The sequence below is a fragment of the Enorma phocaeensis genome, from assembly GCF_900186505.1.
Taxonomy (GTDB): domain Bacteria; phylum Actinomycetota; class Coriobacteriia; order Coriobacteriales; family Coriobacteriaceae; genus Enorma; species Enorma phocaeensis.
The window spans coordinates 125,044-149,148 of sequence record NZ_LT891970.1; the positions used below are offsets into that span (position 1 = coordinate 125,044).

A 24,105-nucleotide genomic window follows, 5' to 3' on the forward strand; every position below is an offset into this window, starting at 1 on the left:
CGAATATCCCGGCCAAACGATTCAAACCTTCTACGGAATGCCCCGCCGCCGCAAAAGCGAAAGGCAGGAGGCAAGCGATTCCCTCGTCGCGACGTAATACGCCGCCACCGAGGCAAGCACCGCCCCGGGAGCGAAAACCACCTGCGTGAAAACCAAGAAGCAGCATGCGAGTGCGATATCCGCAGCAAGGCGCCTCCCCACACGACGGCCGCACATGCGCGCGAGCATGACCTCGGAAGCCACGCTCCTCAGCGCGATGCAGCACACCATGCCGAGCACCGCCGCGGTGACATCGTCCATCAAGAACACCGCCCATCCTGCGGAAAGCATGGAGAGCGCCATGGCAACCAGATCGATGGCGAGCAGGATCCCCTCTCTTCGAAACGCCTTGAAGTAGGTCACGCACAGGATGTTCATCTTCGAATCGAAGAAGCATATCGGCAGCAGCAGCCCCAAGAAGCCCATGCCCGCCGCATACTGGGGCAACCACCAGCAGACAAAGGCGCAAACGGGGAAATAGAGCAGGTACCCCATGGGAAGCAGGGCGCTCAACGCATCCTCGAGCATCCCCATGACCTGATGGGCGCCCTCCCCCTCGATTCGCTTGATCGCCGGCAAGAGCACCGCAGATACCTGCGAGACAAACGTGAGGAAAAACGATACGAGCGAGCTCGCGAGCGAGAACATCCCAAACACCGCGATTCCCCAGCGAGCATCAACCATCATCCGCGTGAACCCCATGGTCAACTGGTCGGCCTGGTAGGCGAGCATCACCTTGAGCCCTGATCGCACATCGGCAAGGGCGTCGCGCGCACCGGCGCGCACATCGGGGCGAACCCCTCGGAGCGCTGCCCTTACGCATAGGCACAGGTACAGCAAGGCGAGCACCTGCGCCGCGAGGAACAGGACGATGAGCCGGAGATACCCCATGGCCCCGCATGCAATCAGCACCGCAAGAAAAGCCAGGCAGAGGGTGCGGGAAAGCATATAGCCCCTAGATTGCACATACGTAAGGTTCACCGCCTGAAGCAGGCTCGACAGGAAGACGTACGCATTCGCAACCAGGCAATATAGAAACACGCAGATGAAAACCAGCATGCGCTCGCCAGCGCCCTGAAGCACGATGAGCAAGAAAGCCACCGGCGCAAGCAAGGCCAGCTGGAGCGCCATCGCCACGCAGAACTCTCCTTTATACGCAGCGCGGTCGACTTCGAAGAGCGCTTTGCCGGCAAGCCTCAAGACCAGCCCGTCGTTCATCCCGAGCAACGCGAGTCCGGCATAGCCGGAATAGAGGAAGAACAGCTGCCAATATCCGTATCCCTCGACGCCGAGCGCGCGCGGAACGATGAGCATCGAGCAAGCGCTCACGGCGAACGAGAGCGCCTGGGCCGCCGTGGCGTAAAGCAGGTTTCGCTGCACGCCGCCACCCTCATTGAGCTCAGCCATGATGACGCCCCCAACTCGACCTCTGGCGATCCAGCATGCGCGCGAGGCGGTACCGCATGCCTCCGAGCGAGATGCACAGCTGGAGCAGGAGCCAACGCCTGCGCAGAAGAAGCGAGAACAGAAGGCGCTGGTGCCGCGGGATGGACGCCTCGAAAGCCCTGGACAATGCTCCGTCTCGCAGCATCGCACGGCGAACCTGCTCAAATGCACCAGCTCGAGCGGGCCGCATGCGATCGCTCGCCAGACCCAGGGCGAAGCGATACATGCCAGCTTCTCCCGCAAGCGCCTGCTCCCCGCACGCAGCGCCCCACGACCGCGCATACTCTCGCAGCCTGCGGCAGACGACAGCGTAGTCGTCGAGCATGCCCGGCTGGAAATCAGCCGTAAGCGACGCAGGGTTGGCCCGGTAGAAGTAGAGCACGTCGCTCAAGCAAGCAAGCGATGACGCCCGATCGAAGATAGGTAGGTTCTGAAAGAGGTCCTCGCCCTGAACCAGATCGGCATACGGCGCGCAATCATCCTCGATATCGATGCAGGAGCGCCGAAACGCCTTCCCCCAGATGCTGACGGACTGCGCGCGGCACAAGCGCTCCCTCATCTCTTGAAACGCCGCCCCTCGATATAGTCCCGGCGCCGGCGCGCCCGTCTCCTCACCTTCCGAGAAATCCGCCTCCCTCGAATAACGGAACATGACGATATCCGCTCCCGTCGAGCCAATAGCCTCCGCGCATCGCTGAAGAGCTCGCTTGTGGAGGCAGTCGTCCGCATCGAGGAACAGCACATAGGTTCCCCGCGCCGCGCGAAGCCCAGCTCGGCGCGCCAAGAGAAGTCCTTGGTGCGCGCGAGCGAGCACGCATGCGCGAGACTCTGACGAAGCAAACGAGCGAAGCACGTCGACCGTGCCGTCCGTCGACCCGTCGTCGACAAGAATCACCTCGTAGTCCTCGAAGGTTTGCGCCTTGATCGACGCCAGTGCGTCTTCGATATAGCCGCGTACGTTGTAAGCGTTGACGATTACGCTGAACAACGGCCGACGAGCCATTGCAGCCACCTCCACGGCGCTCATAGCGCACCCCGCAGCTTCACAAGCGCCCGCAGCAACAAGACCATCCTCGCCCTCAGGCATATGAAGAAAACCGCCTGGGCGGCGGGCAGCCTCCAGAATGGATACCCCTCCTGTGCGGCGCGCAGCGCGCCGCTTGAGCAAACCGCCTCGATGAGCTCACCCTTTTTGTCCCAGGCAACTGGCGAGCGAGCGATGAGCACAACCAGCACGCGGGAATAATCGATGATGAAGCGCCGCACCCTGAGGAGGCACTCATCCCGCGTCTCCTCCGGCTCGTCTGATGCCATCTGCCGCATAAGCTCGAACAAGCGAAAGAAGCTCGCTATCACCCCATCGTCGAACGAGGAGGTTGCCGACGGCTGGCCGTCCTTCCGATAGCAATATCCGGTGTCCCCGATAAAGGCGATCGCGTCCGCTTCCTTGCATGCTTCGATGTTGAACACGATGTCCTCGCTGCGCACGTCGCGAAAGCGTACGTCCCGTTCCATGAGTAGCGACCTATCGAACACCGCCGTGCAAGCTGAAGACAGGATATCCTCCTCCTTTTTCTTGCAAGGCAACGCTCCAAAATACCCGCACCTGAATCGCGCTATCTCCCCTGCTCCTCGAAGCATATGGCCCGAAAGCGCCTGCCGCCTCACGAAGCGGACCTCCCCGCGATGGACCTCCTTCATGCCGCAGTAGACGATCTGCGCACCGGAAGCGGCGGCGCAGCGGCAAAGTCGCTCGTACATCTGGGGCTCGAGCCAATCGTCAGCGTCGACAAAGGCAACGTAGCGCCCCGAGGCGGCCTCGATTCCGCGGTTGCGCGCCGAAGCGGCCCCGCCATGCGGCGCATGGATCACCTTGACGCGCGGGCTCATCCTCGCGCAACCATCTGCGATGGCCCCCGACCCGTCGCAAGACCCGTCGTCCACCAAGATGAGCTCGAGATCTCCGAGCGTCTGCCCCAAGATGCTGTCGACGCACGCGCGCAGATACGAACCGGCCTGGTACACCGGGACGACCACGCTCACCACGGGCGCAGCTGCCCCCTCCGTATCGGGCAGCGCCTCATCCCGATCGGGCGGCAGGACAGCGGCATCCCGGCGCATCTCATCCGCAGTATCCACCCCGGCGTTCGCCGCACGCGCCAAACCGAGGCAGACCGCGAGGAAAATCGAAGCTGGGTTGAAGAAGGCGCTTTCCGATGTGCTGCTGATAAGGAGATAGCATAGGCAGCACAGCACGGAGGGCGCTTGCCGCGCATCGCTTATGCAGAGCGCTCGGAAGAGCATCGCGACCATCGCGATGTAGAGCAGAAGGCCGATCCATCCCGTTTGCGCGATAACCGTCGACCAGAAGGAATCACTTACAAAATCGGCAGCACCCGGCTCGAGGCCCCATACCGTGGAAAGGCCGTATGCGTAGTACAGAGGCGAATAATACTGTGGGCTCGCCGTCACGTTCGAACCGAAGGTTGCGAACCCCGACCCGATAGGCGAGCAATCCGCCGCGATGCGCACGGAGGCGCGCATGAGCTCCGCCCGGGCAAAGCCGTCTGTAAAGAAGTAGTAGCGCAACTGGCTGAAACCGATTGCGAACACGGCGATGAGCGCGACGAGCGCAAAACCGAGCGACGGGGTGCGGCCTCCCCTCGTGGCGAACAGCCAGAGCGCCGCCAGCGCAACGAAGCCGAGGCTTTTCGTGCGCAGCGTGAGCGCGCAAACAACAAGGCATGCCACGATCCAGCCGAGGTTGTCCCTTCGCTCGGGCAGCATGAGGATGATGATCCCCGCGCATCCGAAGCTCACGAACGTCGGATGCGGCAGCACGAACTTGAACGACGCGCGCAAGCCGTAGCGCGGATCCGTCCCCATACCAATATCCATGCAAAGGTTCGCGATCGCTAAGATGAGCATGATGGAAACGAGCAGCTTGGCTTCTGCCAAAACCAGCCCATACAGCCTCTTCCGGTCCTTCATGACGATCCATGCGGAGAGCGCGGATACGGGGAACTTCACAAAGGCGAAGATGTCGATCGCGATGGGGACGAACTGAAGCTGCACGGCGTGTACGAGGTTGCCCAAAAGCCCCACCGCAACAAGCAGGGCAAGGAGCACCAGCGCCGCAATCGCCGCGTTGCAAGGCCGAGAGTGCGCGGCCCACCACCCACGCGGATCGCGTCGCAGGACGCCACCGAGCGCGCCGGCAACAAGGGCGAGAACGCATAGCTCGTCGATGAGGGTGAAACCCGTCGCAGCCTGTATGCCCGATTCGAACAGCAGTAGATTGAAGCAGATGAGGCATATCGCGTCGATCACCCGATGCATCCCGTCTCCGCGCACCATATCCGAATCACCTCGACCCGCTTATCAGCGTTCGGTACAAAGCGGATATCCGCCCCGCATAGCAATCGGAGTCGCCGCATTCAAGCGCGCGCCGGCGGCACGCACCCCGCATCGCCTCATAGGCCCCTTCGTCGCAGAAGAGCGCCGCCGCCCGTTGGAGCGCACCGGCAAGCGACAAGCGATCGCGCGAGGTAAACAGCAGTCCCGTCCTCCCGTCGCCCACGAGCTCGGGAATCCCGCCGATTCGTGCACCGATAACCGGCGTCCCTGCCGCAAGCGACTCCAAGATGGCAAAGGGCATGTTTTCGTTCCAACGGGAGGGGACCACGCTGAAAGCCGTGCACTCGATAAGGCGACGGAGCGTCTCTCCGCTCTGGTATCCCACGAACTCGATGTGGCTCCCTCGCTCCCCCGTCTCGACGCCTCGCTCCACAGCGCTGCGCAAGGGCCCATCGCCCGCTATCACCAACCGCCAGCCGGAAAGCTCCCCCCCGGCAATCCGGAAGGCTTCGATGAGGTCCATGAGTCCCTTTTCGGGAGAAAGCCTTCCAGCGAAGAGGAAATAGGGCCGGCTGCGGTCTTGCGCATCGCGCTGCATGCAGGTGCGGTTCACTTGGGAAAGGTCTGCGAAGTTCCGCAGCACGCGAACCTTCCCCTCGGGCCAGCCGCCTTTGACGAGCATGGAGGACATGAAGCGCGACGGAGCGATCACGCAGTCGATTTTCTCGGGCATGCGCAGTGCTCGATTAAGGTACGCCTCGCCAACGGCGAGCGCGCTCTTCGCCCTCGACTCCTTGACGCAGCGCCGGCGCAGGCAGTGGAGGTACCTGCCATCTGCGACGCAGCGATCGCACAGCTCCCCCGACCCATCTACCAGAAGATAGCTCGGACAGACCGTGATGTAGTCATGCGCGGTGTACACAACTCCCGCTTGCCGCTTTCTAAGGTACGGAGCATCGAGGATGGAGAGCGTGATCTGCCGGTGCACGTTGTTGAGGTGGACGACCTCGGGCTGGAATTCCTCGCACAGCGCTTGAAACAACCGGCGCGCCTCCCAGGAATACAGCAAGGCGGCGCCATCGCGAAGCGCGGCGAGACGCCCACGGGGATCGTTGTACTCCCGCTGCGTAACGAAAAAGCGCTCCCACCTGCAAGGGATGTTCTGAGGGTGCTTCATCGAGAAGTACGCCACGTCGTTGCCCTGGCGCTCGAGCGCCGCTCCGAGCTCGAGATAGTAGGTCTCCGCCCCGCCGCGACGATAGTGGAACTTGTTTACGAGCAGGATCCTCACGCGACGACCCCCCTATACACTTCCAACGTTCGCCGCACAACGGCATCCCAGCTATAGTTGAGGCGCACCCTGTCACGCGCAGCAGAGCCAAGCGAGCGCATCGCCGCCCCGCCCTCGAGCACGGCAACCAGCCTGTCGCGAAGCGAGGCGGCGTCTCCCGCACGGAACGTCAACCCGGCATCAGCGATGACGTCGGCGCACTCCGGAATATCGCTCGTGATGCAGCAGCACCCATAGGACATCGCCTCGAGCAGGCTCATGGGCATGCCCTCGACATCCGAAGGCAGCACATAGCAGCATGCGGATGAATACAGCTCCGCGAGCACCTCTCCCCCGACGAACCCCGTAAAGAGCACCCGCCCATCTCCTGCCGCCGCCTTGCGCAGCGACAGCTCGTACGCAGACGTGTCCGAGCCACTGCCTGCGATGACGAGCCGTTTGTCCGTCTTGATGCCTCGAAACGCCTCTATGAGGAGCTCGATGCGCTTTTCTGGCACGAGCCTGCCCACGAACAGCAGGTACGATCCCTCCTCGAGGCCCCACCGCGCGCAGATCGCATCCGCTGGCCGGGATTCGCCGGGATCGACCCCGTTGGGTATAAGATGGGCTTCTCGCGCATAGGCATTCGTAAAGTATCTTTGCGCTGCTTGGGAGAGCACGATGAGGGCGTCGGAGAAGCGCGCTGCCGACCGCTCTCCAAGGCGGATATACGCCGCTGCCGCGCGCCCCCATTTGGCGCGGCGCCAATCCAAACCATGAATGGTCGCGACGGTGCGAATGCCGGCGTAATGCGCCAGCGGAAGCGGGACGCATGGACCCTCTGCATGATAGTGAATGATATCCGGCCTTGCCCTCACGGCAGCCACCGTCGCTGCAAACGACGAGGTAAGCGCTGCCAAGCCCCTGGCATCGACGGTCTTCACAGGCACCACCCGAACACCGTCCACGATACGCTCGCCACGAGACTCCCTGCCCGCCGCGGCATCGAGACCGCTCCGGTCGTAGCAGACGACCTCGTGCCCAAGCTCCGCCAGACTGCGTGCGAGCCTTGTCACGACAACCTCCACGCCGCCTTCGCGTGAGCCGTAGTGCCTGTGTCCTATCATGGCTATGCGCATGCTCATTCCCCCTGGAACGTGAGCACGCAACCCACCGTCTGGATGATCAATTTGATGTCGGTCCAGATCCCGGCCTTTTGGAGATAGAGCAGGTCCAAGTCCATCCACTCGTCGAACGTGATCGAGTCCCGGTTTCTCCGCGTTTGCCAATAGCAGGTAATACCCGGGCGAATGCCAAAGCGCGGCAGCGCACGAGCAGGATATCCCGGCAGCTCGCGCGGAAGCGCCGGCCTCGGGCCGACAACGGACATGTCCCCCTTGAGCACGTTCCAAAACTGAGGCAGCTCATCGAGCGACGCCTTGCGAAGCACCCTGCCCACGCGCGTAATCCGAGGGTCCCTTCGCATCTTAAAGACGGGAGCATCCTTCTCGTTGCAAACCATGAGCTCTTCTATGAGGGACTCCGCATCGACGTGCATGGAGCGAAACTTATAGCACACGAACTCACTGCCATCGCGACCAACCCGCACCTGCTTGAAGATTGCCGGACCGGTTGGATCATCCAGCTTGATCGCAAAAGCAATGAGGAGAAACAACCAGGAAAACAGGATCAGCGCCGCTAGGCTGAACCCGATATCGAATGTTCGCTTGAATGCGCGGTATCCCAACCGCCCCGTGCGAAGGCGCTCTAGGGAAGCTTCCGGTGACCCCAGATTGCTGCAATGGGAGAAGCGGCGATCTCCGGATGCGCCCCCATACTCGCGCTTAGGGTATCCGCTCACGCGGCACCTCCGCGCTGCGACGGACGCCCGGCGCAGCGATACATGCTCGCGATTTGCCCGCCAGAGTCGTTGAAGCGCATCTCCTCTTCGATGACGCCGCGACGCCTCAGGTCGCTCATGAGGCGATCGACGGTCCCCACGTTGCACCCAACGATCTGGGCGAGCTCGCGCTTCGTCAGCTGCACGCCACCGCATTCCGCAGTCTTTGCGGCTATGTATTCAATTAGGTGCTCTTGTGTCTTGGTGAACTCGCGCTTTTTCCTACCGCGCTTGCGTGGCGACGATTTCGCTGGAAGCTCCGGCTCCGCGGCCGACGCTAGAGGGCCTTTAGAAGCGCCCCATTACAGTTTGAGAAGTAGTTAGCCCAATCGCTTAAGCCATCCGCTTAGACGGTCGGACTACGATTGACATATGTCCCGAGGGACTGCCGATCGGGCGCCCGCGGACGGCCTTATGCCCCTGCCCCTTGAGGGCCCGGGGGGTGTTGCCGACGCGGGCGCCGCTGCTTCTGACGACTAATAGGAAACTGCCGGGCTCCTCCGACCAAAGAGCGCCACGGCCAGGTAATGTGGGTGTCGCGCGAGGCAGCATTCCGATCGACCGACGATTGGAAGGATACCATCATGCTGACCGAAGCCACCGCCTGCCCTGCCGTAATAGGCCTCGACGTCGGGAAGTTCTCCCATTGGGCGTGCCACGTGACCAGGCAGGGCGAGATCCTCGCCAGCGGCCCCGTGGCCAACACCGAGCATGACCTGGACAGCCTGTTCGCCCGAGTGGATGCAGGGACGCTGGTCGTCGTCGACCAAGTGCGCAACATCGGGTCGCTGGCGATATCGAGGGCAAGGCTGGCCGGGCTGCCCGTCGCCTACCTGCCGGGAATCGCCGCCCACGGAGCTGCCAAGNACGACTAATAGGAAACTGCCGGGCTCCTCCGACCAAAGAGCGCCACGGCCAGGTAATGTGGGTGTCGCGCGAGGCAGCATTCCGATCGACCGACGATTGGACGGATACCATCATGCTGACCGAAGCCACCGCCTGCCCTGCCGTAATAGGCCTCGACGTCGGGAAGTTCTCCCATTGGGCGTGCCACGTGACCAGGCAGGGCGAGATCCTCGCCAGCGGCCCCGTGGCCAACACCGAGCATGACCTGGACAGCCTGTTCGCCCGAGTGGATGCAGGGACGCTGGTCGTCGTCGACCAAGTGCGCAACATCGGGTCGCTGGCGATATCGAGGGCAAGGCTGGCCGGGCTGCCCGTCGCCTACCTGCCGGGAATCGCCGCCCACGGAGCTGCCAAGCTGTTCGCGGGCGACGCCAAGACCGACGAGCGCGACGCCGCGGTCATAGCCAAGACGGCGCTCGGCATCCCGGATTCGCTGCTGCCCGTGCCAAGGCGCGACGAGAGGCTCGAGGCCGCAAGGTCGATGGCGGCGCAGAGGAACCACATGGTCACCTGCTCCACCCGTGACAAGAACAGGCTCAGGAGCATACTCCTGGAAAGCTGCCCCGCGTTCGAGGCGCTGGCCGACCTGGCCGATCCCCATTGGCTGAAGATGATGGAGTCCCTGGGCGGCCCCTGGGGCATCCTGGATGCCGGCAAGCCTGCCGTCGGCGCCGTGACCCGCGGCGCGAACAGGGCGCGCATCGACGCCGCGCTGGCGGCGATATCGTCGTCGACGCGCCCGTCCGAATACCAGGTCATGGCAGAGAACCCGCAGGTCAGGATGCTTGCCAGGCGTATCAGGGAGTCCGCCGAGGAAGCCGCAAGGCTCGACACGGAGATAACGGCGCTGCTCGTCGAGGACGGCACTTACGAATGCCTGCTGACCATCCCAGGAATCGGCCCAAGGACCGCATCGGAGCTGGTGATAAGCATCGACATCGACGACTTCCCCGACCACGACCACCTCGCATCGTATTGCGGAATCGCTCCCAGGAACCGCCAGTCAGGCAAGTCGATATCGTCGGTGAGCGCCTCGCGCCAGGGAAACAAGAGGCTGAAAAACCTGCTCATCTTCTCCTGCAACTCGCTTAGCAGGAGCAGGGGCCGGTTCGGCGACTACTACCGCAAATGCAGGGATCGCGGCATGTGCCACGGAGAGGCATTGAAGGCGGTCGCCAGGAAGAGGATGAAGGTGATCTACGCGATCATGAGGGACAAGGTCCCGTACTCGGCCTAGCTAGCCAGAGCCATAGAAAAACGCCAGCCCGACAAGGGCTGGCGTCAGCATGCTCGAAAGCAGTGATCTTTGCCAACAAAATCAGTTGACAAAACTATAGGAACACCCCCCGCTTCATTCATTGATTCACGGTATGCGCACGCAGCAGTGCAGCCGGACGCATCCGTGGACCTCAACCAATCCATGATCGCTCTCCCCACAACACTCATCCAACACAGAAGACGCGAAGCGACACCGGCCGCATCCCTTAGGTACGGTTAGCGGCGCGCTCGCGTGGCACCTTCCTCAGCTTACCACGCATGTCAAAAAAGCTACACCGGGTACGCACTTTTTCAAAATACTGCATGTAAATCAACGTATGCTTGCAATGGGCTCGCGCTCTCTCGCCATGGCGATCGGCGACCCGCGGCACAGCGCCACGAGCGTTTCCCACGCCGCTGATGATCCCCCGCCTTACGAACAAGATGCTCGGAACTTGTCGCGCAGGCATCGGCAGACGCACCCTTCATATGCGTCGGCTGCCATGCTCACCATGCGAAAAGGCCATCCCCTACAACTCAAGATGTTCCTGCCCTGCGGCAGCGATCTGCAGCGTTGCTCGGGGTCTCGCGGCAAGGTAGCTCCGCTGCGTTGCCTGCGTCACCACGTCACCCGGCATGATATGCCCCAGCATGAGCGGGGACTCCGGGTCGTGTTGGTCGCGAAACGCCCTTGCCGCTCCTCGGGCATCGGCATTCGCGTAGCAATACCGGCACCCGTTGGGGCAGCTGTTGTACACCCCGATGTCGCGCATCTCCATGCAGGCGCAGCCCTCGCGCATGCCGCGATGTGCGAGCTGCCTGAATGCGACGCCGTTCGCCGCACCAAGCGCCTCCAGGGTCACGCAGCCCGCCCGCTCGATGCCATAAGCGGAGTAATCCTCGCGCGTCGCGCATGCCTGTAGGCGCAGCCCGTGTTCGCGCGCGCTGCCACCCAAGAGCTCCGCCATGTAGGTGCGCTCTTCCTCCATAAGGGGCAGAAGCTCGGGCATGTTCCGGTCGAGTTTGCGGTACGGCTCCACAAAGCTGAACACGCAGCGGCTCACATACGGCGCCAGGCGGCGAGCCATATCGTCGAACGTGCGCCGATGCGCCTCCGTGGTGTAACGCTCGCTCAACAGCACCGGGTCGTAGCGCCAGACGATCCGCTCGCGCCCTACGATGCGTTCGAGCTCGATAAGTGTCTCGATACTCGCATCGACATCCGGAACCCCGGGCTCCATGTCGCGTCCGTACGCGGTGATGGTGTAGAAGAAATACGTGTTGAAGCGGCCCGTGATCTCGCCCAGGCGCGGCAGGATGGGCGCGTAGTTCTTCGAGCAGAACACGACGCAGTCCACCACCGACGGGTCGAGCTCGTAGCGCGTGACCTTCTCGGGAAAGCGCGGGTTCCGCACCAGCACGTAGCCCTCGGCAAACCGCCTGAGCAGCCAGTCTGTGTAGTACTGCACGGTATCCGTCCGCCCGCCCGTGTTGATGATCATGCGCACTCACCTCCCCCATCACGGCTTCAGCGTTTCATCAGTTCAGTTGTCGCAATTTGCGCGACAACTGGAAGACTTATACGACATGAGCAATATGCAAAACATCCATATTACTGGCCGCTACCAGCAGAAATGCCAAGATGGGCAATTTGCAAAATATGCAAATTACCCACCACTACCAGGTGCTCTCGTACGCAGCCATGCCATAACCCTCTCACTGTCGTGTCGATTATACCAAGAGTAAGAACATTTGTTCGCCTACATTCCACATTGGAATACCAAGGCCGCAACCATGTCCGCACCACAGGATATGATGGAACTGCGCGAACAAAGGAGGCGCCATGGACATCCAGCCGTTTATCACCCGTGTCTCCATCGATTGGGATGTCGTCCCAAGCAGCGATTACACCCACGGCATCCCCGCCCTCCACTTCGATAGGCACATCGAGTTCACCACCCCTGTCACCCTGTTCGTCGGCGAGAACGGGTCGGGCAAATCAACCCTACTCGAAAGCATGGCGGTGGCCTTTGGACTCAACGCCGAAGGCGGCTCCCAGGGTTACCGCTTCACCACGTACGACTCGCACGGCTCGCTCCACGAGGCGGTCCACCTCATCAGGAGCGTCCGCCGTCCCAAAACGAGCTACTTCCTGCGTGCGGAAAGCTTCTACAACGTCGCGAGCGCCGCCGAGTCGTATCGCGACGACGGTCGATCCCTCACACCAAAGGAGATTTACTACGCGCGCTATGGCGGCAAGTCGCTCCACGAGCAATCACACGGCGAGAGCTTCCTGGCGCTGGTGCAGAACACGTTCACCGACAACGGATTCTACCTGCTCGACGAGCCCGAGGCGGCGCTTTCCCCCATGCGCCAGCTCACGCTGCTCTACGAGCTCCACCTGCTCGCACAGCACGGCGCGCAGTTCATCATCGCCACGCATTCCCCCATCCTGATCGGCATGCCCGGCGCCCGCATCCTCTCATTCGATGACGGGCACATCCATGAGGTCGCTTATGAGGAGACCGAGCACTACCAGGTCATGGAGATGTTCATTAACCGGCGACAGCAGATTCTCGAGCAGCTGCTGCCCTCCTAGAACCAAACCGCGGCATCGCCGTTTGAAGAAGCCACGGGCATCTAGGGCGCGTGCGTCGACAATCCGCGCCTACGACGGGGAGCCGATCCCGCCGAGCGGGGCTCCGAACCAGTCCTCGATCATGTGGCGCGCGATCGACGCCCGTCCGGGAAGCTCGACCTCTCCGGCCTCGACGGCGCGCGCGAGCTCAGCCCGCGTGAACCAACGCGCCGAAGCGACCTCCTCGTGGTCCACGCGGGCGTCGGTCGTACGGGCATGAGCGCGAAAACCGAGCATGATGGACGCGGGGAACGGCCACGGCTGGGAACCCAGATAGCGGATCTGGTCGAGCTCGATGCCCACTTCCTCCATCGCCTCGCGGGCAACCGCATGCTCGAGGCTCTCGCCCGCCTCCACGAACCCCGCGGATACCGAGAAGAACCGCGGTCGCCACGCGGTGTTGTTCTGCAGGAGAATCCGGTCGTCATCATCCACGATCGCCGTGATGACCGCCGGCTCGATGCGCGGAAAGAGCAGCCGGTCGGGGTCGGCAGGGTTGGAGCAGGTCTGAGCCCAACCAGCGAGCGCGGGCCGCGCGGGCGCGCCGCACGCCGGGCAGAACCGCTGGCCGGCATGCCACATGCTCACCGCCACCGCGCTCGTGGCGAGACCGGCGTCGAGCTGGGTGGCACTCGGCGCAAAGGAGCGCAGCTCGACCCAATCGAAGCGCCGGCGCACCGTGCCGAGCGCAGGAACGCCAGCGGCTTCGAACTCGGCGTCGGCACCGCGATGGCTCGCGGGCGGCACGTCCGTGGCGCGCGTGATGTCGAGAGCGAGGTGGGGAACCTCAGGTTCCGCGGTGCGGTTGATGCCGAGATAGATTGCGAGGCAGCCCTCAAGCGCTGCGATCGAGCGCGCTTCGGCAAGCTCGATGAAGGCAAGCGGGACCTCGCCTGCGGGCGCCTTGGCATCCGGCCGGGGAGCAGCGGGGTCTTCCGCGCAGTCCAGCGCCTCCGGAGCCAAGCCGTGCGCGCGGCGCGGCACCGCCACGAGTCCGCCATCGACCAGCATCACGCGCGTGCGGGCATCTGCGAGCAACCGGTCTATGAGACCGTCCTCGCCGCGGCGTTCGACATCGAGGTCGACCACCGTCTGCGCAAGGGCGAGCCGGTCTTGAAACCCATTGCCGCAAGCCGGCCTGCCTGTTGCATCCATCTCCATCGCGCTGCTCCTCTCAATCCTCTCCCCTATACCCAGCGAACCTTGAGGCAAGACCGCTGCCGGAGCTGCCGGCGATTCGAGGGGGTCATCCATGCAAGATCCGATGTTCCTCGACCACGGCGAGCGAAAGCTCGTCGAGCTCGACCCCTGCATCGGCAAGGTCGTCATCAAGGATGGCGGCGCTGGGAACCCTTCCCGAGCCCGCGATCTCGATCCTCAAAGCATCGTTCTCGAACTCGAGGCGGGACACGCGGTAGTCGGACCCGTCCACCCAAGCAGCGACGGTATCCTGCACCTTCCGAAGCTGGTCGTTCCTGTGGATCACCCCCATGCTCGAAGCTCCGAGCAGCAGCACGACCACGACCGAGGCGAGCGCCACCGCGAGGTACCACGTCTCGCGGGCCTTGCCCTCCATGACCGAGAACTCGCGGGTGCCGAGGCCAGCCAGCAAAAACACCGCCGCCCCGGCGATCTGGATGGCTACGTAGTTGGTGATGAACAGCAGCAGCGCCCCGAGCGCAGAGCCTGGGACGCCCTCGTAGAACGCAGCACCCACCACGCACAGCGGGGGCACGATGGAAGCCGAGATCGCGATGCCCGGAACCGCATCGGGGATGTCGCGGCGCAGGGAGGCCAGGGCCGCCATGAACCCGGCGGCAAGAGCGATGATCAGATCGACCAGCCGCGGAGAGGTACGCGCGAGCACCTGCGAGTTGGTGCTCAGATCGACATCGACCGGAATGATGGCGGTGACCCCGATCGAGACAACGAACACAACCGCCATGCCGACCAGCGTGAGCCCGAAGGTCGCGATCGTCCGCCGGGGCCTGCCGATCGCAGCCGCAAGCGCGGTGCCAAGCATGGGAGACATGAGCGGAGCCACCAGCATGGCGCCGATAATGGTCGTCGCGGAATCCGCCGCGATGCCCGCTGTAGCGATCACCGTGGCGATGACAAGCCTCAAGAAGAATGACGAGTACTGGCGCAGCGGCTCATCGATCGTAACGAACCCGGAGCGCTCAGCGCTGGCGACCATGGACGGATCGAGCTCGCCACCGAGCAGCACCTTGCGCAACCATGCCATAGCACAAACCCCCGTTCCACAAAAGCGGCGCAAAGCCCTTCCAGCGCTTGCGCGGCAGCAACAGCATGCCCGCAGCGCCGAGATGCGCGCCTAGCAGCCAAACAGCGCGGCGGCCTTCGCCATCTTCCCCGCGATGCGCACGCCGAAGGGGCACCGGGACTCGCAGGCATGGCAGGCGATGCACGCCGACGCCGTGGCACCAAGCGCCCGGTAGTGCTCGAGCAGCGAATCCGGCACCTCGTCGTACATGGTGGCAAGGTCGTAGAACTTGTTGACGCTCGCGATGTCGATCCCCTTGGGGCACGGAGCACAGTGGCCGCAGTAGGTGCACTGACCCACGTAGGCATGGCGCGGCGCCCCCGCGAGCACCCGCGCGTAGTCGCGCTCCTCGGCGCTCGCGGTCTCGTACCCCACAGCTTCGGCGACGTGCTCCGGTGCGGAGAACCCCACCATCACGCTCGCCACAGCCGGACGCGTGAGGTCGTACTCCAGGCACTGCGCAGGCGTGAGCGCCACGCCAAAGGGCGAGGTCGCCGCATCGAAGAGCCTGCCGCCCATATACCCCTTCATGACCGTGATGCCCGTCCCGGTCTCCTCGCAGAGCGCATAGAGCTCAGCGCGCTCGGGCGTCATCCCGTCGATCGCCGCGGCGACACCTGCCTCGCCGAAGTAATCGTCGAGGTTGTCGGTCGCAGGCATCATGTCGAACGCCGGGTTGACCGAGAAGAGGATCATCTCGATCTCGGGGTGCTGGGCCGCGCGCTTCGCCACGACGGGGTTGTGCGTCGAAAGGCCGATGTGGCGCACGGTGCCCGCCGCATGGAGCTTGCGCAGGTACCCCAGGAAAGGACTGTCGGCCATAAGTTCGTCGAACTCTTCCGGCTTATCCACGTAATGGATCATGCCGATGTCCATGTAGTCGGTATGGAAGCGCTCGAGCAGGTCCTCGAAAGCAGGTTTTACCTGAGCGAGGTCGCGCGTGCGTACATACTGGCCATCCTGCCAGGTGGAGCCCAGGTGCCCTTGGATGATCCAGCGCTCGCGCTCGCCCTCGATTGCGTCACCCAGGTTCGACCGCCTCGTGGGGTCGGGCATCCAGCAGTCGATGATGTTGATACCCGCCTCGCGCGCGGCGCTCACGATAACGCGCGCCTCCTCGGGCGTCCCATCGACCCATTCGCCACCGAACCCGATCTCGCTTACCTGTAGTCCGGTCTTTCCCAACTCACGATAGCGCATGGCCCTCTCCCCTCTTCAGCTCATGCGATCAGCACTGCCGATAGCATGCTCCATCTGATGCCTCTCTACTGGTGTGTAAGCCTTCTAATGAGCACCAGCTATCGTTGCGTATAACCATAGCATGCACATCTTGTACGGACATCATCTGCCCCCAAAGAGATGGCCCAGAACGAAACGGTCGGCACCTCGAAACCCCATCTCGTTACGCCATGCGACCTGAAGCGCATGGTTCAAGCTACCGTCGGAACGCGCATTCTTGTCCGAACGGCGGTATATCCTCTCAGCACGGTCACCTCTTGAAAGGAGCGAGGCATGAACGCCAAGGAAACCATGGCAAAACCGGTCGTCTGCGTGAACGCTACAGTCGAAGATTCGGTTGAACCCGACATCGCCGAATTCCGGATCTGGTTCCAAGGGCACGGGGCGGATCAGACCCAGTGCGCCAAACAATACGCCGGGGACGTCAAGCGCGTTCAAGACGCCCTAAAGAAATTGGGTATCGAAGACGCGTTCAAAACATCGGCATACACCTCGTATGCCAACCGATCCCGCCGCGGGCGCACCATAACCGGATACGAGTACTCCGCCCGAGGAACCCTGCTCCTCAAGAGGGCTGAATATGATGTTTCCGCAATCTGGACGGTGCTCGCTAAATCTGAGATCAGAGCCACGCTCGACGTCCACTTCTCACTCGATGACGCGGACGCTGAGGAGGCAAAGCTGCTCGGAAGGGCGTTCGATAAAGCACGAGGAAGCGCGGAGGCACTCGCTGTCGCAGCGGGTAAGCAGCTTGGAGAGGTTCGGCAAATCAGCTACAAGAGACGCGACGCTTTTGCTGACCCCCCTTATTGCTTCAGGGAATCCGCAGGCGGTACGGAAGATCTCCTGCCGGACCTCAATCCCGAGCCTATCGAGGTCGAATGCTCCGTAGACGTTGACTGGTGGCTTGAGTAGACTCGACGAGGTCCTGAAGATGCCGTCTTTTGAGCAGGCAGCCGGCAGCCTCAATGCGCTATTGGAAATCGGCTCCTCGATTTAGGCTCTGATTCCAAGCCTCGCTGAGACATGCGAGGAGGTGACGTGAGTTGGCACCCCGCCGATTCTCCCTAGACACGGGATGGCATCGGGAGTTCCATCATCCTCCACCGCAAAGTCGCCGCTAGAACTCCACGTTGCCGAACTCCGAGAGCTTGAGCTCCGGGTTGTGCTCGATCGCCCAATCCACGTTCCAGGGGCTCGTGAAGAGCAGGAGCTTGCCGCCGCGCATGTCCTCGACGCGCAGGGTGTCGCGCGTGAGGTTGAGCTTCGCCACATCCACCTCGCCCGGCTCGTTGGCGATCCAGCGGATGTCCGTGTAGCCCAAGGGCTGCCTGCGCACGCCCACGTGGTACTCGCTCTTGAGCCGCTGCTCGAGCACGTCGAACTGCAGCTCGCCCACCACGCCCACGATGACGCTCTCCATGCCGGCGCCGAGCTCGCGGAAGATCTGGATGGCGCCCTCTTGGGCGAGCTCCTCCATACCCTTCACGAACTGCTTGCGCTTCATGGTGTCGACCTGCGTCACGCGGGCGAAATGCTCGGGCGCGAACGTAGGGATGCCAGCGAACTGCACCCGCTTCTTGGGCGCGCAGAGCGTGTCACCGATGGAGAAGATGCCCGGGTCGAACAGCCCCACGATGTCGCCGGCATACGCCTCATCCACGGTTGCACGGTCGTCCGCCATCATGGCGGTGCCCGTCGCGAGCTTGATCTTGCGGCCGCCCTGCATATGATAGGCGTCCATGCCGCGCTCGAACCTGCCAGAGCAGATGCGCAAGAAGGCGATGCGGTCGCGATGGTTCTTATCCATGTTGGCCTGGATCTTGAAGACGAAGCCCGAGAAGTCGTCCGTGGGCTCGACCTCCTCGCCGGTGAGCGCGTCCGCATGCGGTCCCGGCGCCGGCGCGAATTCCAAGAAGTCCTGCAAGAACGGCTCGACGCCGAAGTTGGTGAGCGCGCTGCCGAAGTACACGGGCGAGAGCTTGCCCGACCGCACGGCGGCCAGGTCGAACTCGTCCGCCGCACCGTCCAGCAGCTCGATGTCGTCCATGAGGGCGCGATGGTTCTCCGCGCCGATGAGCTCGTCGAGCGCCGGATCCCCGAGCTCGGCCTCGATCTCGGCGACCTTCTTCGCGGCGTTGGCGCGCCCGTCGCCCTCGAAGGCGATCACGCGGCGATGCGCGCGGTCGAAGACGCCGCGGAAGTTGCGCCCCGAACCGATCGGCCACATCATGGGGCACGTGCCGATGCCGAGCACGTTCTCGATCTCCTCCATGAGCTCGAAGGGGTCGCGGATCTCGCGGTCGAGCTTGTTCACGAAGGTGAAGATCGGGATGCCGCGCAGGGCGCACACGCGGAAGAGCTTCACGGTCTGCGCCTCGACGCCCTTGGCGCCGTCGATGACCATGACGGCGGCGTCGGCAGCCATGAGGGTGCGGTAGGTGTCTTCGGAGAAGTCCTGGTGACCGGGGGTGTCCAGGATGTTCACGCAGCAGCCGTCGTAGGTGAACTGCAGCACCGACGAGGTGACGGAGATGCCGCGCTGCTTCTCGATATCCATCCAGTCTGAGACCGCATGCTTGGAGCTGGCCTTGCCCTTCACGGAGCCGGCGCTTTGGATGGTGCCGGTATAGAGCAGGAGCTTCTCGGTAAGCGTGGTCTTGCCCGCGTCCGGGTGAGAGATGATGGCGAACGTGCGGCGCGATGAGATCTCGTCGGCGAGACTCGACATGGTGTACCCCCTATCTGAACCCGAGGTATTGTAGCGGAAACGCTCAGGATCTCCTGCCAGATAGTGGTAAGAACAGCACTACGCGACCGAAACGCCGCAACTGGGCGCGCTAGACGCGCACCACGCTCCCGGTGGCGAGATAGCGCACCCGGTCGCCGAGCATGTCCCTCAGGCGCGCGAACGCCTCCATGCCCGTGCAATGGAACGTGTAGTAGATGGAGCCCCGGCGCGCGAGCTCCCGGCCGAGCGACTCGACCGCGTCTGCCCCCTCCTGTTCACCCAAGCTCGGACTCATGAGGTGAAAGCCCGCGAAGACGACATCGAGCGGGGCGCCGGCGAGCTCCTCGGCGCGATCCATGATGTTCAGGATGCCAGCATGCGAGCAGCCGGAAACAAGGAAGCGCTTGCCTCCCTCGTTAACGAGCAGGCTCTGCTCGTGCGCGAAATCGTCGGGCATCAAAACCGTCCCGCCCGCTGGCCCCTCGGCCACACGGAAGAGACGCGCATTCGATGACGGCGCGGGATGGGAGGCGCGTTCGACCGAGAAGAGCTCGGCACCCTGTCCGAGCACCGTATGCTCCGCCGTTCGCGCGACGCGTGGATGATTCGCCAAAACGGGATCGAGCGAGATGCTGCGGTTGCGCTCGAACGTACCGGAGCGATGCTCCGTAAACGCACCTTCGCGCACGTAGATGGGCGCATGCGACCCTTGCGTCGCCTCAAGGTACGCACCGAGGCCGCCGCCGTGGTCCGCATGCCCATGCGAGATGACGACCGCATCGACACCCGCGATATCGACGGCGAGGGCGCGTGCGTTGGCAAGCAGGGTCGCATCGGGCCCCACGTCAAAGAGGATCCGTCGGCCTGCGGCCTCGACGAGCAGGCTCAACCCGTGGCAGGCGGCGAGCCTGCTCGACGGCGTCGCGTTCTCCACCAGCACCGTGATCTTCATGTCTCCCCTTATGAAGCCGTCCCTCATCCGTCTGGGTCAGGCGGGCTTCCCGCGCCGCTCCCCTGCAATCAAGGCCCTGCCTACCCATCATAGCGGCTCCGCCGGCACGGGAAGCTGCAGCTCACCACGTTCGATGAGCATTTGGGACCGTTCGCCGATACCTCGCCGAAAACCAGCTGTCTGCAGGGAATACGCAACGAAGTTGCACATGCACATGCTAGCGAGTAAGAAAGGATCGATCACCATGAGCTATGCAATCATCACGGGCGGCTCTCGCGGCATCGGCGAGGCCATGGTCAAGAAACTTGCCGAGATGGGCTACGACGTCGTTGCGAACTACCGCTCCGACAGCTCCAAGGAGCTCACCGAGAACCTCCTCGCCCAGATCAAGGATGAGTACGGTGTCGACGGCCTCGCCGTCCAAGCGGATGTGTCCAAGTACGAGGATTGCGAGAAACTCGTCGCCGCCGCGGTCGAGAAGTTCGGCGAGAAGATCGATGTCCTCGTTAACAACGCAGGCATCACCAACAATTGCCCCTTCTGCGATCTTCCGCAAGAGAAGTACATGGCGGTGCTCGAGACCAACCTCATCAGCGCCTTCCACATGTGCCACTTCGTCGTGCCCTACATGGTGAAGGCCGGCGGCGGCTGCGTGGTCTCCACCTCCTCGATCGGCGGCCTCATGGGTGTCGCCAACCAGGCGGACTACTGCGCATCGAAGTCCGGACTCATCGGCATGACGCGCGCGCTCGCCATGGAATTCGGCAAGCAGAACATTCGCTTCAACTGCATCTGCCCCGGCATGATCTGGACCGACATGCTTCGCGGCGTGAACCAGGACGAGGTCCAGGCGCTGGCACAGTCCATCCCGCAAGGCAAGATCGGCGACGTCGAGGATATCGCCGGTGCATTGGAGTTCCTTGTCAAGAACCAGTACATGACCGGCCAGTACGTCTCCCCCAACGGCGGCATCTACATGCCGTAGCGCACGGCGGCACATCGGGTCGAGCCGCGATAAAGGGGCGCCGTCCATCCCGGGCGGCGCCCCTTGTTCGATTTGGCACGGGGCCGCCTCGTCCTGGACGGCCCCTCGCTTCCACAGGACACTCCATCCTAGCGAGCCATCATGCCCGGATGCCGAAACCAGTCGCGCACCCGCCGCCCGCCTGCGCCCCCTCCACCTACTCGAAGCGGCTGATGAACCCCTCGACGGCGGCCAGGCACTCATCTGGATGCGTGAGATTCGCCAGATGCGGCGCGCCTTGGATCAGCGTCCACTCGCAACCGGGGATACGGTCGACCATCTCCTTGATGGTGTAGGGCGTGCCCTCGTCATCCGTGCCGGAAAGCGCCATGCATGGCACGCGGATGCTGCCGACCTCGTCGCGGATGTCCCAGTCCTTGAGCTTGCCCGTGCACACGAACTCGCTCGCACCCTGCATGACCATGTAGCACTCGCCCGTACCCTCGTTGGAATCGATCATGATCTGCGGCAAGTCCCTACCATAGCAGCCGGTCACGTGACGCTTGTAGTACTCGTCCGCCGCCGCTGCCGCCGCAGCCGATGACCTCGCATGCAACCATATGAAACCGGCGAACGGCAGGCCGCCCTGTTACAGCTGTGCGCGATGGAGCTGTTGCGCCGTCCTAAGCGGCGGGATCGGTCCGGCGCGTTTTGATCCCAAAGCAAAAGTACAGGATGTGGAAGACCCACACGCAGGTGAGCACGATCTGGCCCACGCGCACCTGATGCATCATGACGAACCCGATGGACATGAGGATGGTCACAGTGACCATGATGCGAATCTTCGTCGCCCAGTCCATGCCACGTCCGGCAACGAAGCTCTCGAGATTCTTCTTGTAGAGCGCAGTTCCCGTAAACCAGGCATGAAGCCGCTCCGAGCTCTTAGCAAAGCAAAACGCCGCGAGCATGAGGAAGGGAAACGCCGGCAGGAGCGGAACCACAGCACCGCCGCTCCACACCGCGAAGAGTCGCGCATGCCAAGCCCAAAGTGCAGGACGCAGGACGCGAAAGACAACGCGAACGGGTACAAGAAGCCGAGAGCGATGCCGCACGTTACGCCGTTGCGCGCGCTGCATCGTCCTGACCAGCCGTCGACCCCTTAGGAGCATGCCCATGACCGCACTTGACCGCATCCGCGTGATCACGCACAGCGCCATCCGCATCGAGAGCGAAGACGGCATCGTCGTCTACGCCGACCCGTTCAATCTCACGGATGCCGAGGCAGCGCACGATGCGGACCTCATCCTTGTCACGCACGGACACTTCGACCACCTCTCGCCCGAGGACATAGCCCGCGTGGTGGACGCCGGCACCGCGCTCGTGGCACCGGCATCGCTCGCCGACGAGGTTGCCGAACTCGGCATGGCGCAGGCGCATCTCATGCGGGCTGGCGAGCATCTCGAGCTTGCGGGAATCGGCATCGAGGCGGTCGCCGCCTACAACGTGGAACCCGAGCGGCTCGGCTTCCATCCCTCGTCGAACAACTGGCTCGGATACGTTCTCACCGTAGATGGAGAGCGCCTCTACATCGCTGGCGACACAGACCGCAACCCAGATAACGCGCGAGTCTCCTGCGACGTCGCGCTCATTCCCATCGGAGGCACCTACACCATGGATCCCGTGCAGGCGGCGGAGTTCGTGAACGAAATCCGGCCGAAGACGGCGATCCCCACGCATTACGGCAGCGTCGCCGGATCAGCCGCCGACTACGCGGCGTTCGCAGCCGCCGTCGACCCTGCTATCCAGGTTGTGAAGCGGATGGAACGACTATGAGGTACGGAAAGGCCGAGACCCTCGCGCTCCTCGACGCGGCGGGTGTCCCCTATGACCTCGCCGAGCACAAAGCCATCTTCACCGTCGAGGAGGCCCATGCCGCAGGCGTGCCCTTCACGGAATACGGCGACAAGAACCTATTCTTGCGGGACGACAAGAAGCGCTCGTACTATCTCGTATGCATGCACGACCAGAAGCGGCGCTCGATCAAGGAGATCCAGCTGGCGGTGAGCTCCGCCCGTCGGCTTTCCTTCGCTTCGGAGCGCGACCTCGCCACGAAGCTCGGCGTGATCCCCGGGGCCGTCACGCCGCTCGCCGCACTCAACGACACCGAGCACGTGGTCCAAGTGTTCATCGACCAATCGTTCATCGATCTCGGGCGCATCGCCGTACATCCCTGCGATAACACGGCGACCGTGCTCCTGCGCACGGACGACCTCATGGCGCTCCTGCAAGACCGGGGCTCGCGCGTGCAGGTGGTGGATTTCTAAGCACCGGCACGCCCGGGTCCTAGAGATCCACTCAACATCCCAGAACCTCCCCAAACATGCCCTGAAGACGACGTCGCCTCATGCACCCGCAAGAAGAGCCTGGTTGTAAACTTCCATCCCATATACCATGGCGAAGGCCATGAGAACGGAAAAGATGGCGCGCTGACGAAAGCTGTTGGGCATGGAGATCCCCCTCGTTGCGCCCAGCCTTATCGAACGCGAGAACGCGCTGCGGGAGGCAACTGGACTTATGCCTCCCGCAGCGCGTTGCGTGAGCCATGGTACCACCCAGGCAGGCTCCTCTGAGCAAATCTCCACAGGCGCGCTAGGACCCGGCCTGCGGCAAGAGAACTTGAAGGCTAGTGGTGGCAGGCCTGCTCCTCGCCCATCGCAGGCAGCTCGCCGGCTGCCGCCATACGGGCGACGTCGCCCACACCGGGCGTCTGCCCCTCGAAGAGCACGGTGATGCCCGCCTGGGCGAACCCTGCCATAGGGCGCATGCCCATGCCCGCGGCGACAATGGCATCGATTCCGGCATCGGCAAGAAGGCTCACCGGGCGCATGCAGCCGCCCTCCTCATGGGGCGGATTGTCGATGATGTCGACGGCGGTCACGTCGCCGTCCTCGATGGTGACGACCGTGAAGCAATCGCAGTGGCCGAAGTGGCCGGAACGCTCGCAGTCCAACCCGCCCTTGCCCACGGTGGGGATAGCGATTCTCATGATCGAACTCCTCTCGCGCGGGCGAGCCGCGCATCGAATGACAGCGCTCCGATGATACTCCCAAACGGGTCCCACG

Annotated in this window: 23 protein-coding genes; 7 read left to right on the forward strand and 16 right to left on the reverse strand. The window is 63.2% G+C overall.

Annotated elements, in window-relative coordinates; translation table 11 throughout:
• Positions 1-30 precede the first annotated feature (30 nt).
• Genes C1717_RS06570 through C1717_RS10700 form a run of 7 tightly spaced genes read right to left on the reverse strand, consistent with a single transcriptional unit; the run spans position 31 to position 8,158 of the window.
• Positions 31-1,446 (reverse strand): lipopolysaccharide biosynthesis protein, encoded by a 1,416-nt coding sequence (locus C1717_RS06570; RefSeq protein WP_102372441.1) that lies wholly within the window; start codon positions 1,444-1,446, stop codon positions 31-33.
• Positions 1,439-2,488, reverse strand: coding sequence for a glycosyltransferase family 2 protein (locus C1717_RS06575; protein WP_180965866.1), 1,050 nt, complete (start codon positions 2,486-2,488; stop codon positions 1,439-1,441). Before C1717_RS06575 ends, C1717_RS06570 begins: the two co-directional genes overlap by 8 nt.
• A gap of 20 nt (positions 2,489-2,508) precedes the next feature.
• Complete coding sequence (locus tag C1717_RS06580) at positions 2,509-4,824, reverse strand: glycosyltransferase (RefSeq protein WP_180965867.1); 2,316 nt, start codon at positions 4,822-4,824, stop codon at positions 2,509-2,511.
• A 25-nt stretch (positions 4,825-4,849) separates the two neighbouring features.
• On the reverse strand, positions 4,850-6,133 hold the full coding sequence (locus C1717_RS06585) for a glycosyltransferase (RefSeq protein WP_102372444.1): 1,284 nt from the start codon (positions 6,131-6,133) through the stop codon (positions 4,850-4,852).
• Complete coding sequence (locus tag C1717_RS06590; RefSeq protein WP_102372445.1) at positions 6,130-7,251, reverse strand: glycosyltransferase family 4 protein; 1,122 nt, start codon at positions 7,249-7,251, stop codon at positions 6,130-6,132. Before C1717_RS06590 ends, C1717_RS06585 begins: the two co-directional genes overlap by 4 nt.
• A gap of 2 nt (positions 7,252-7,253) precedes the next feature.
• On the reverse strand, positions 7,254-7,973 hold the full coding sequence (locus tag C1717_RS06595; RefSeq protein WP_219722286.1) for a sugar transferase: 720 nt from the start codon (positions 7,971-7,973) through the stop codon (positions 7,254-7,256).
• On the reverse strand, positions 7,970-8,158 hold the full coding sequence (locus C1717_RS10700) for a helix-turn-helix domain-containing protein (protein WP_219722287.1): 189 nt from the start codon (positions 8,156-8,158) through the stop codon (positions 7,970-7,972). The genes C1717_RS06595 and C1717_RS10700 overlap by 4 nt, the downstream gene beginning before the upstream one ends.
• A gap of 438 nt (positions 8,159-8,596) precedes the next feature.
• Here C1717_RS10700 and C1717_RS06600 point away from each other — a divergent pair, with 438 nt between their 5' ends.
• Together C1717_RS06600 and C1717_RS06605 are read left to right on the forward strand one after the other, a co-directional pair.
• Entirely contained in the window at positions 8,597-8,887 is a 291-nt protein-coding gene (locus C1717_RS06600; RefSeq protein WP_425430935.1) for an IS110 family transposase, read from the forward strand.
• A 47-nt stretch (positions 8,888-8,934) separates the two neighbouring features.
• On the forward strand, positions 8,935-10,155 hold the full coding sequence (locus tag C1717_RS06605; RefSeq protein ID WP_245859536.1) for an IS110 family RNA-guided transposase: 1,221 nt from the start codon (positions 8,935-8,937) through the stop codon (positions 10,153-10,155).
• 550 nt (positions 10,156-10,705) lie between these two features.
• Here the strand turns inward: C1717_RS06605 and C1717_RS06610 are convergent.
• The gene (locus tag C1717_RS06610; RefSeq protein ID WP_102372447.1) at positions 10,706-11,677 is read right to left on the reverse strand and encodes a DUF1848 domain-containing protein; all 972 of its coding nucleotides are present in this window, start codon (positions 11,675-11,677) and stop codon (positions 10,706-10,708) included.
• Positions 11,678-12,018: 341 nt separating this feature from the next.
• Here C1717_RS06610 and C1717_RS06615 point away from each other — a divergent pair, with 341 nt between their 5' ends.
• Positions 12,019-12,774, forward strand: coding sequence for an AAA family ATPase (locus tag C1717_RS06615; RefSeq protein ID WP_102372448.1), 756 nt, complete (start codon positions 12,019-12,021; stop codon positions 12,772-12,774).
• Between the two features lie 69 nt (positions 12,775-12,843).
• Here the strand turns inward: C1717_RS06615 and nudC are convergent, their stop codons facing one another.
• From nudC to C1717_RS06630, 3 genes are all read right to left on the reverse strand, one after another.
• Positions 12,844-13,974: an NAD(+) diphosphatase gene (gene nudC, locus C1717_RS06620; RefSeq protein WP_245859539.1), complete on the reverse strand. Its 1,131-nt coding sequence runs from the start codon at positions 13,972-13,974 to the stop codon at positions 12,844-12,846.
• Between the two features lie 85 nt (positions 13,975-14,059).
• The gene (locus C1717_RS06625) at positions 14,060-15,058 is read right to left on the reverse strand and encodes a DUF389 domain-containing protein (RefSeq protein WP_102372449.1); all 999 of its coding nucleotides are present in this window, start codon (positions 15,056-15,058) and stop codon (positions 14,060-14,062) included.
• A 90-nt stretch (positions 15,059-15,148) separates the two neighbouring features.
• Complete coding sequence (locus C1717_RS06630; RefSeq protein ID WP_102372450.1) at positions 15,149-16,297, reverse strand: aldo/keto reductase; 1,149 nt, start codon at positions 16,295-16,297, stop codon at positions 15,149-15,151.
• 312 nt (positions 16,298-16,609) lie between these two features.
• Between C1717_RS06630 and C1717_RS06635 the strand changes: the two genes are divergently transcribed.
• The gene (locus tag C1717_RS06635; RefSeq protein WP_102372451.1) at positions 16,610-17,251 is read left to right on the forward strand and encodes an SIMPL domain-containing protein; all 642 of its coding nucleotides are present in this window, start codon (positions 16,610-16,612) and stop codon (positions 17,249-17,251) included.
• 205 nt (positions 17,252-17,456) lie between these two features.
• On the opposite strand, the gene C1717_RS06640 is transcribed toward C1717_RS06635, so the two are convergent.
• The gene (locus C1717_RS06640; protein WP_102372452.1) at positions 17,457-19,067 is read right to left on the reverse strand and encodes a peptide chain release factor 3; all 1,611 of its coding nucleotides are present in this window, start codon (positions 19,065-19,067) and stop codon (positions 17,457-17,459) included.
• Between the two features lie 109 nt (positions 19,068-19,176).
• Positions 19,177-20,019 (reverse strand): MBL fold metallo-hydrolase, encoded by an 843-nt coding sequence (locus C1717_RS06645; RefSeq protein WP_180965869.1) that lies wholly within the window; start codon positions 20,017-20,019, stop codon positions 19,177-19,179.
• A gap of 244 nt (positions 20,020-20,263) precedes the next feature.
• Between C1717_RS06645 and C1717_RS06650 the strand changes: the two genes are divergently transcribed.
• Positions 20,264-21,004, forward strand: coding sequence for an SDR family NAD(P)-dependent oxidoreductase (locus C1717_RS06650; protein ID WP_102372454.1), 741 nt, complete (start codon positions 20,264-20,266; stop codon positions 21,002-21,004).
• A 196-nt stretch (positions 21,005-21,200) separates the two neighbouring features.
• Here C1717_RS06650 and C1717_RS06655 read toward each other — a convergent pair whose 3' ends face one another.
• Together C1717_RS06655 and C1717_RS06660 are read right to left on the reverse strand one after the other, a co-directional pair.
• Complete coding sequence (locus tag C1717_RS06655) at positions 21,201-21,503, reverse strand: alpha/beta hydrolase family protein (RefSeq protein ID WP_245859543.1); 303 nt, start codon at positions 21,501-21,503, stop codon at positions 21,201-21,203.
• Positions 21,504-21,666: 163 nt separating this feature from the next.
• Positions 21,667-21,984: a YbaN family protein gene (locus tag C1717_RS06660; protein ID WP_245859545.1), complete on the reverse strand. Its 318-nt coding sequence runs from the start codon at positions 21,982-21,984 to the stop codon at positions 21,667-21,669.
• A 172-nt stretch (positions 21,985-22,156) separates the two neighbouring features.
• On the opposite strand from C1717_RS06660, the gene C1717_RS06665 reads away from it, so the two are divergent.
• Both C1717_RS06665 and C1717_RS06670 read left to right on the forward strand, forming a co-directional pair.
• On the forward strand, positions 22,157-22,816 hold the full coding sequence (locus C1717_RS06665; RefSeq protein ID WP_102372456.1) for an MBL fold metallo-hydrolase: 660 nt from the start codon (positions 22,157-22,159) through the stop codon (positions 22,814-22,816).
• Positions 22,813-23,307 (forward strand): prolyl-tRNA synthetase associated domain-containing protein, encoded by a 495-nt coding sequence (locus C1717_RS06670; protein ID WP_102372457.1) that lies wholly within the window; start codon positions 22,813-22,815, stop codon positions 23,305-23,307. Before C1717_RS06665 ends, C1717_RS06670 begins: the two co-directional genes overlap by 4 nt.
• A 359-nt stretch (positions 23,308-23,666) precedes the next feature.
• Here the strand turns inward: C1717_RS06670 and C1717_RS06675 are convergent, their stop codons facing one another.
• On the reverse strand, positions 23,667-24,029 hold the full coding sequence (locus C1717_RS06675) for a NifB/NifX family molybdenum-iron cluster-binding protein (protein WP_102372458.1): 363 nt from the start codon (positions 24,027-24,029) through the stop codon (positions 23,667-23,669).
• Positions 24,030-24,105: the final 76 nt, after the last annotated feature.

What these genes read in the sequence shown, in the direction of transcription:
- C1717_RS06625 (WP_102372449.1), bottom strand. Translation starts at nt 15,058, where the DNA reads ATGGCATGGTTGCGCAAGGTGCTGCTCGGTGGCGAGCTCGATCCGTCC.
- C1717_RS06640 (WP_102372452.1), bottom strand. Translation starts at nt 19,067, where the DNA reads ATGTCGAGTCTCGCCGACGAGATCTCATCGCGCCGCACGTTCGCCATC.
- C1717_RS06665 (WP_102372456.1), top strand. Translation starts at nt 22,157, where the DNA reads ATGACCGCACTTGACCGCATCCGCGTGATCACGCACAGCGCCATCCGC.
- C1717_RS06610 (WP_102372447.1), bottom strand. Translation starts at nt 11,677, where the DNA reads ATGATCATCAACACGGGCGGGCGGACGGATACCGTGCAGTACTACACA.
- C1717_RS06650 (WP_102372454.1), top strand. Translation starts at nt 20,264, where the DNA reads ATGAGCTATGCAATCATCACGGGCGGCTCTCGCGGCATCGGCGAGGCC.
- C1717_RS06605 (WP_245859536.1), top strand. Translation starts at nt 8,935, where the DNA reads ATGTGGGTGTCGCGCGAGGCAGCATTCCGATCGACCGACGATTGGACG.
- C1717_RS06645 (WP_180965869.1), bottom strand. Translation starts at nt 20,019, where the DNA reads ATGAAGATCACGGTGCTGGTGGAGAACGCGACGCCGTCGAGCAGGCTC.
- C1717_RS06655 (WP_245859543.1), bottom strand. Translation starts at nt 21,503, where the DNA reads ATGATCGATTCCAACGAGGGTACGGGCGAGTGCTACATGGTCATGCAG.
- C1717_RS06590 (WP_102372445.1), bottom strand. Translation starts at nt 7,251, where the DNA reads ATGCGCATAGCCATGATAGGACACAGGCACTACGGCTCACGCGAAGGC.
- C1717_RS06670 (WP_102372457.1), top strand. Translation starts at nt 22,813, where the DNA reads ATGAGGTACGGAAAGGCCGAGACCCTCGCGCTCCTCGACGCGGCGGGT.
- C1717_RS06630 (WP_102372450.1), bottom strand. Translation starts at nt 16,297, where the DNA reads ATGCGCTATCGTGAGTTGGGAAAGACCGGACTACAGGTAAGCGAGATC.
- C1717_RS06635 (WP_102372451.1), top strand. Translation starts at nt 16,610, where the DNA reads ATGAACGCCAAGGAAACCATGGCAAAACCGGTCGTCTGCGTGAACGCT.
- C1717_RS06575 (WP_180965866.1), bottom strand. Translation starts at nt 2,488, where the DNA reads ATGGCTCGTCGGCCGTTGTTCAGCGTAATCGTCAACGCTTACAACGTA.
- C1717_RS06570 (WP_102372441.1), bottom strand. Translation starts at nt 1,446, where the DNA reads ATGGCTGAGCTCAATGAGGGTGGCGGCGTGCAGCGAAACCTGCTTTAC.
- C1717_RS06580 (WP_180965867.1), bottom strand. Translation starts at nt 4,824, where the DNA reads ATGCATCGGGTGATCGACGCGATATGCCTCATCTGCTTCAATCTACTG.
- C1717_RS06615 (WP_102372448.1), top strand. Translation starts at nt 12,019, where the DNA reads ATGGACATCCAGCCGTTTATCACCCGTGTCTCCATCGATTGGGATGTC.
- C1717_RS06675 (WP_102372458.1), bottom strand. Translation starts at nt 24,029, where the DNA reads ATGAGAATCGCTATCCCCACCGTGGGCAAGGGCGGGTTGGACTGCGAG.
- nudC (WP_245859539.1), bottom strand. Translation starts at nt 13,974, where the DNA reads ATGGAGATGGATGCAACAGGCAGGCCGGCTTGCGGCAATGGGTTTCAA.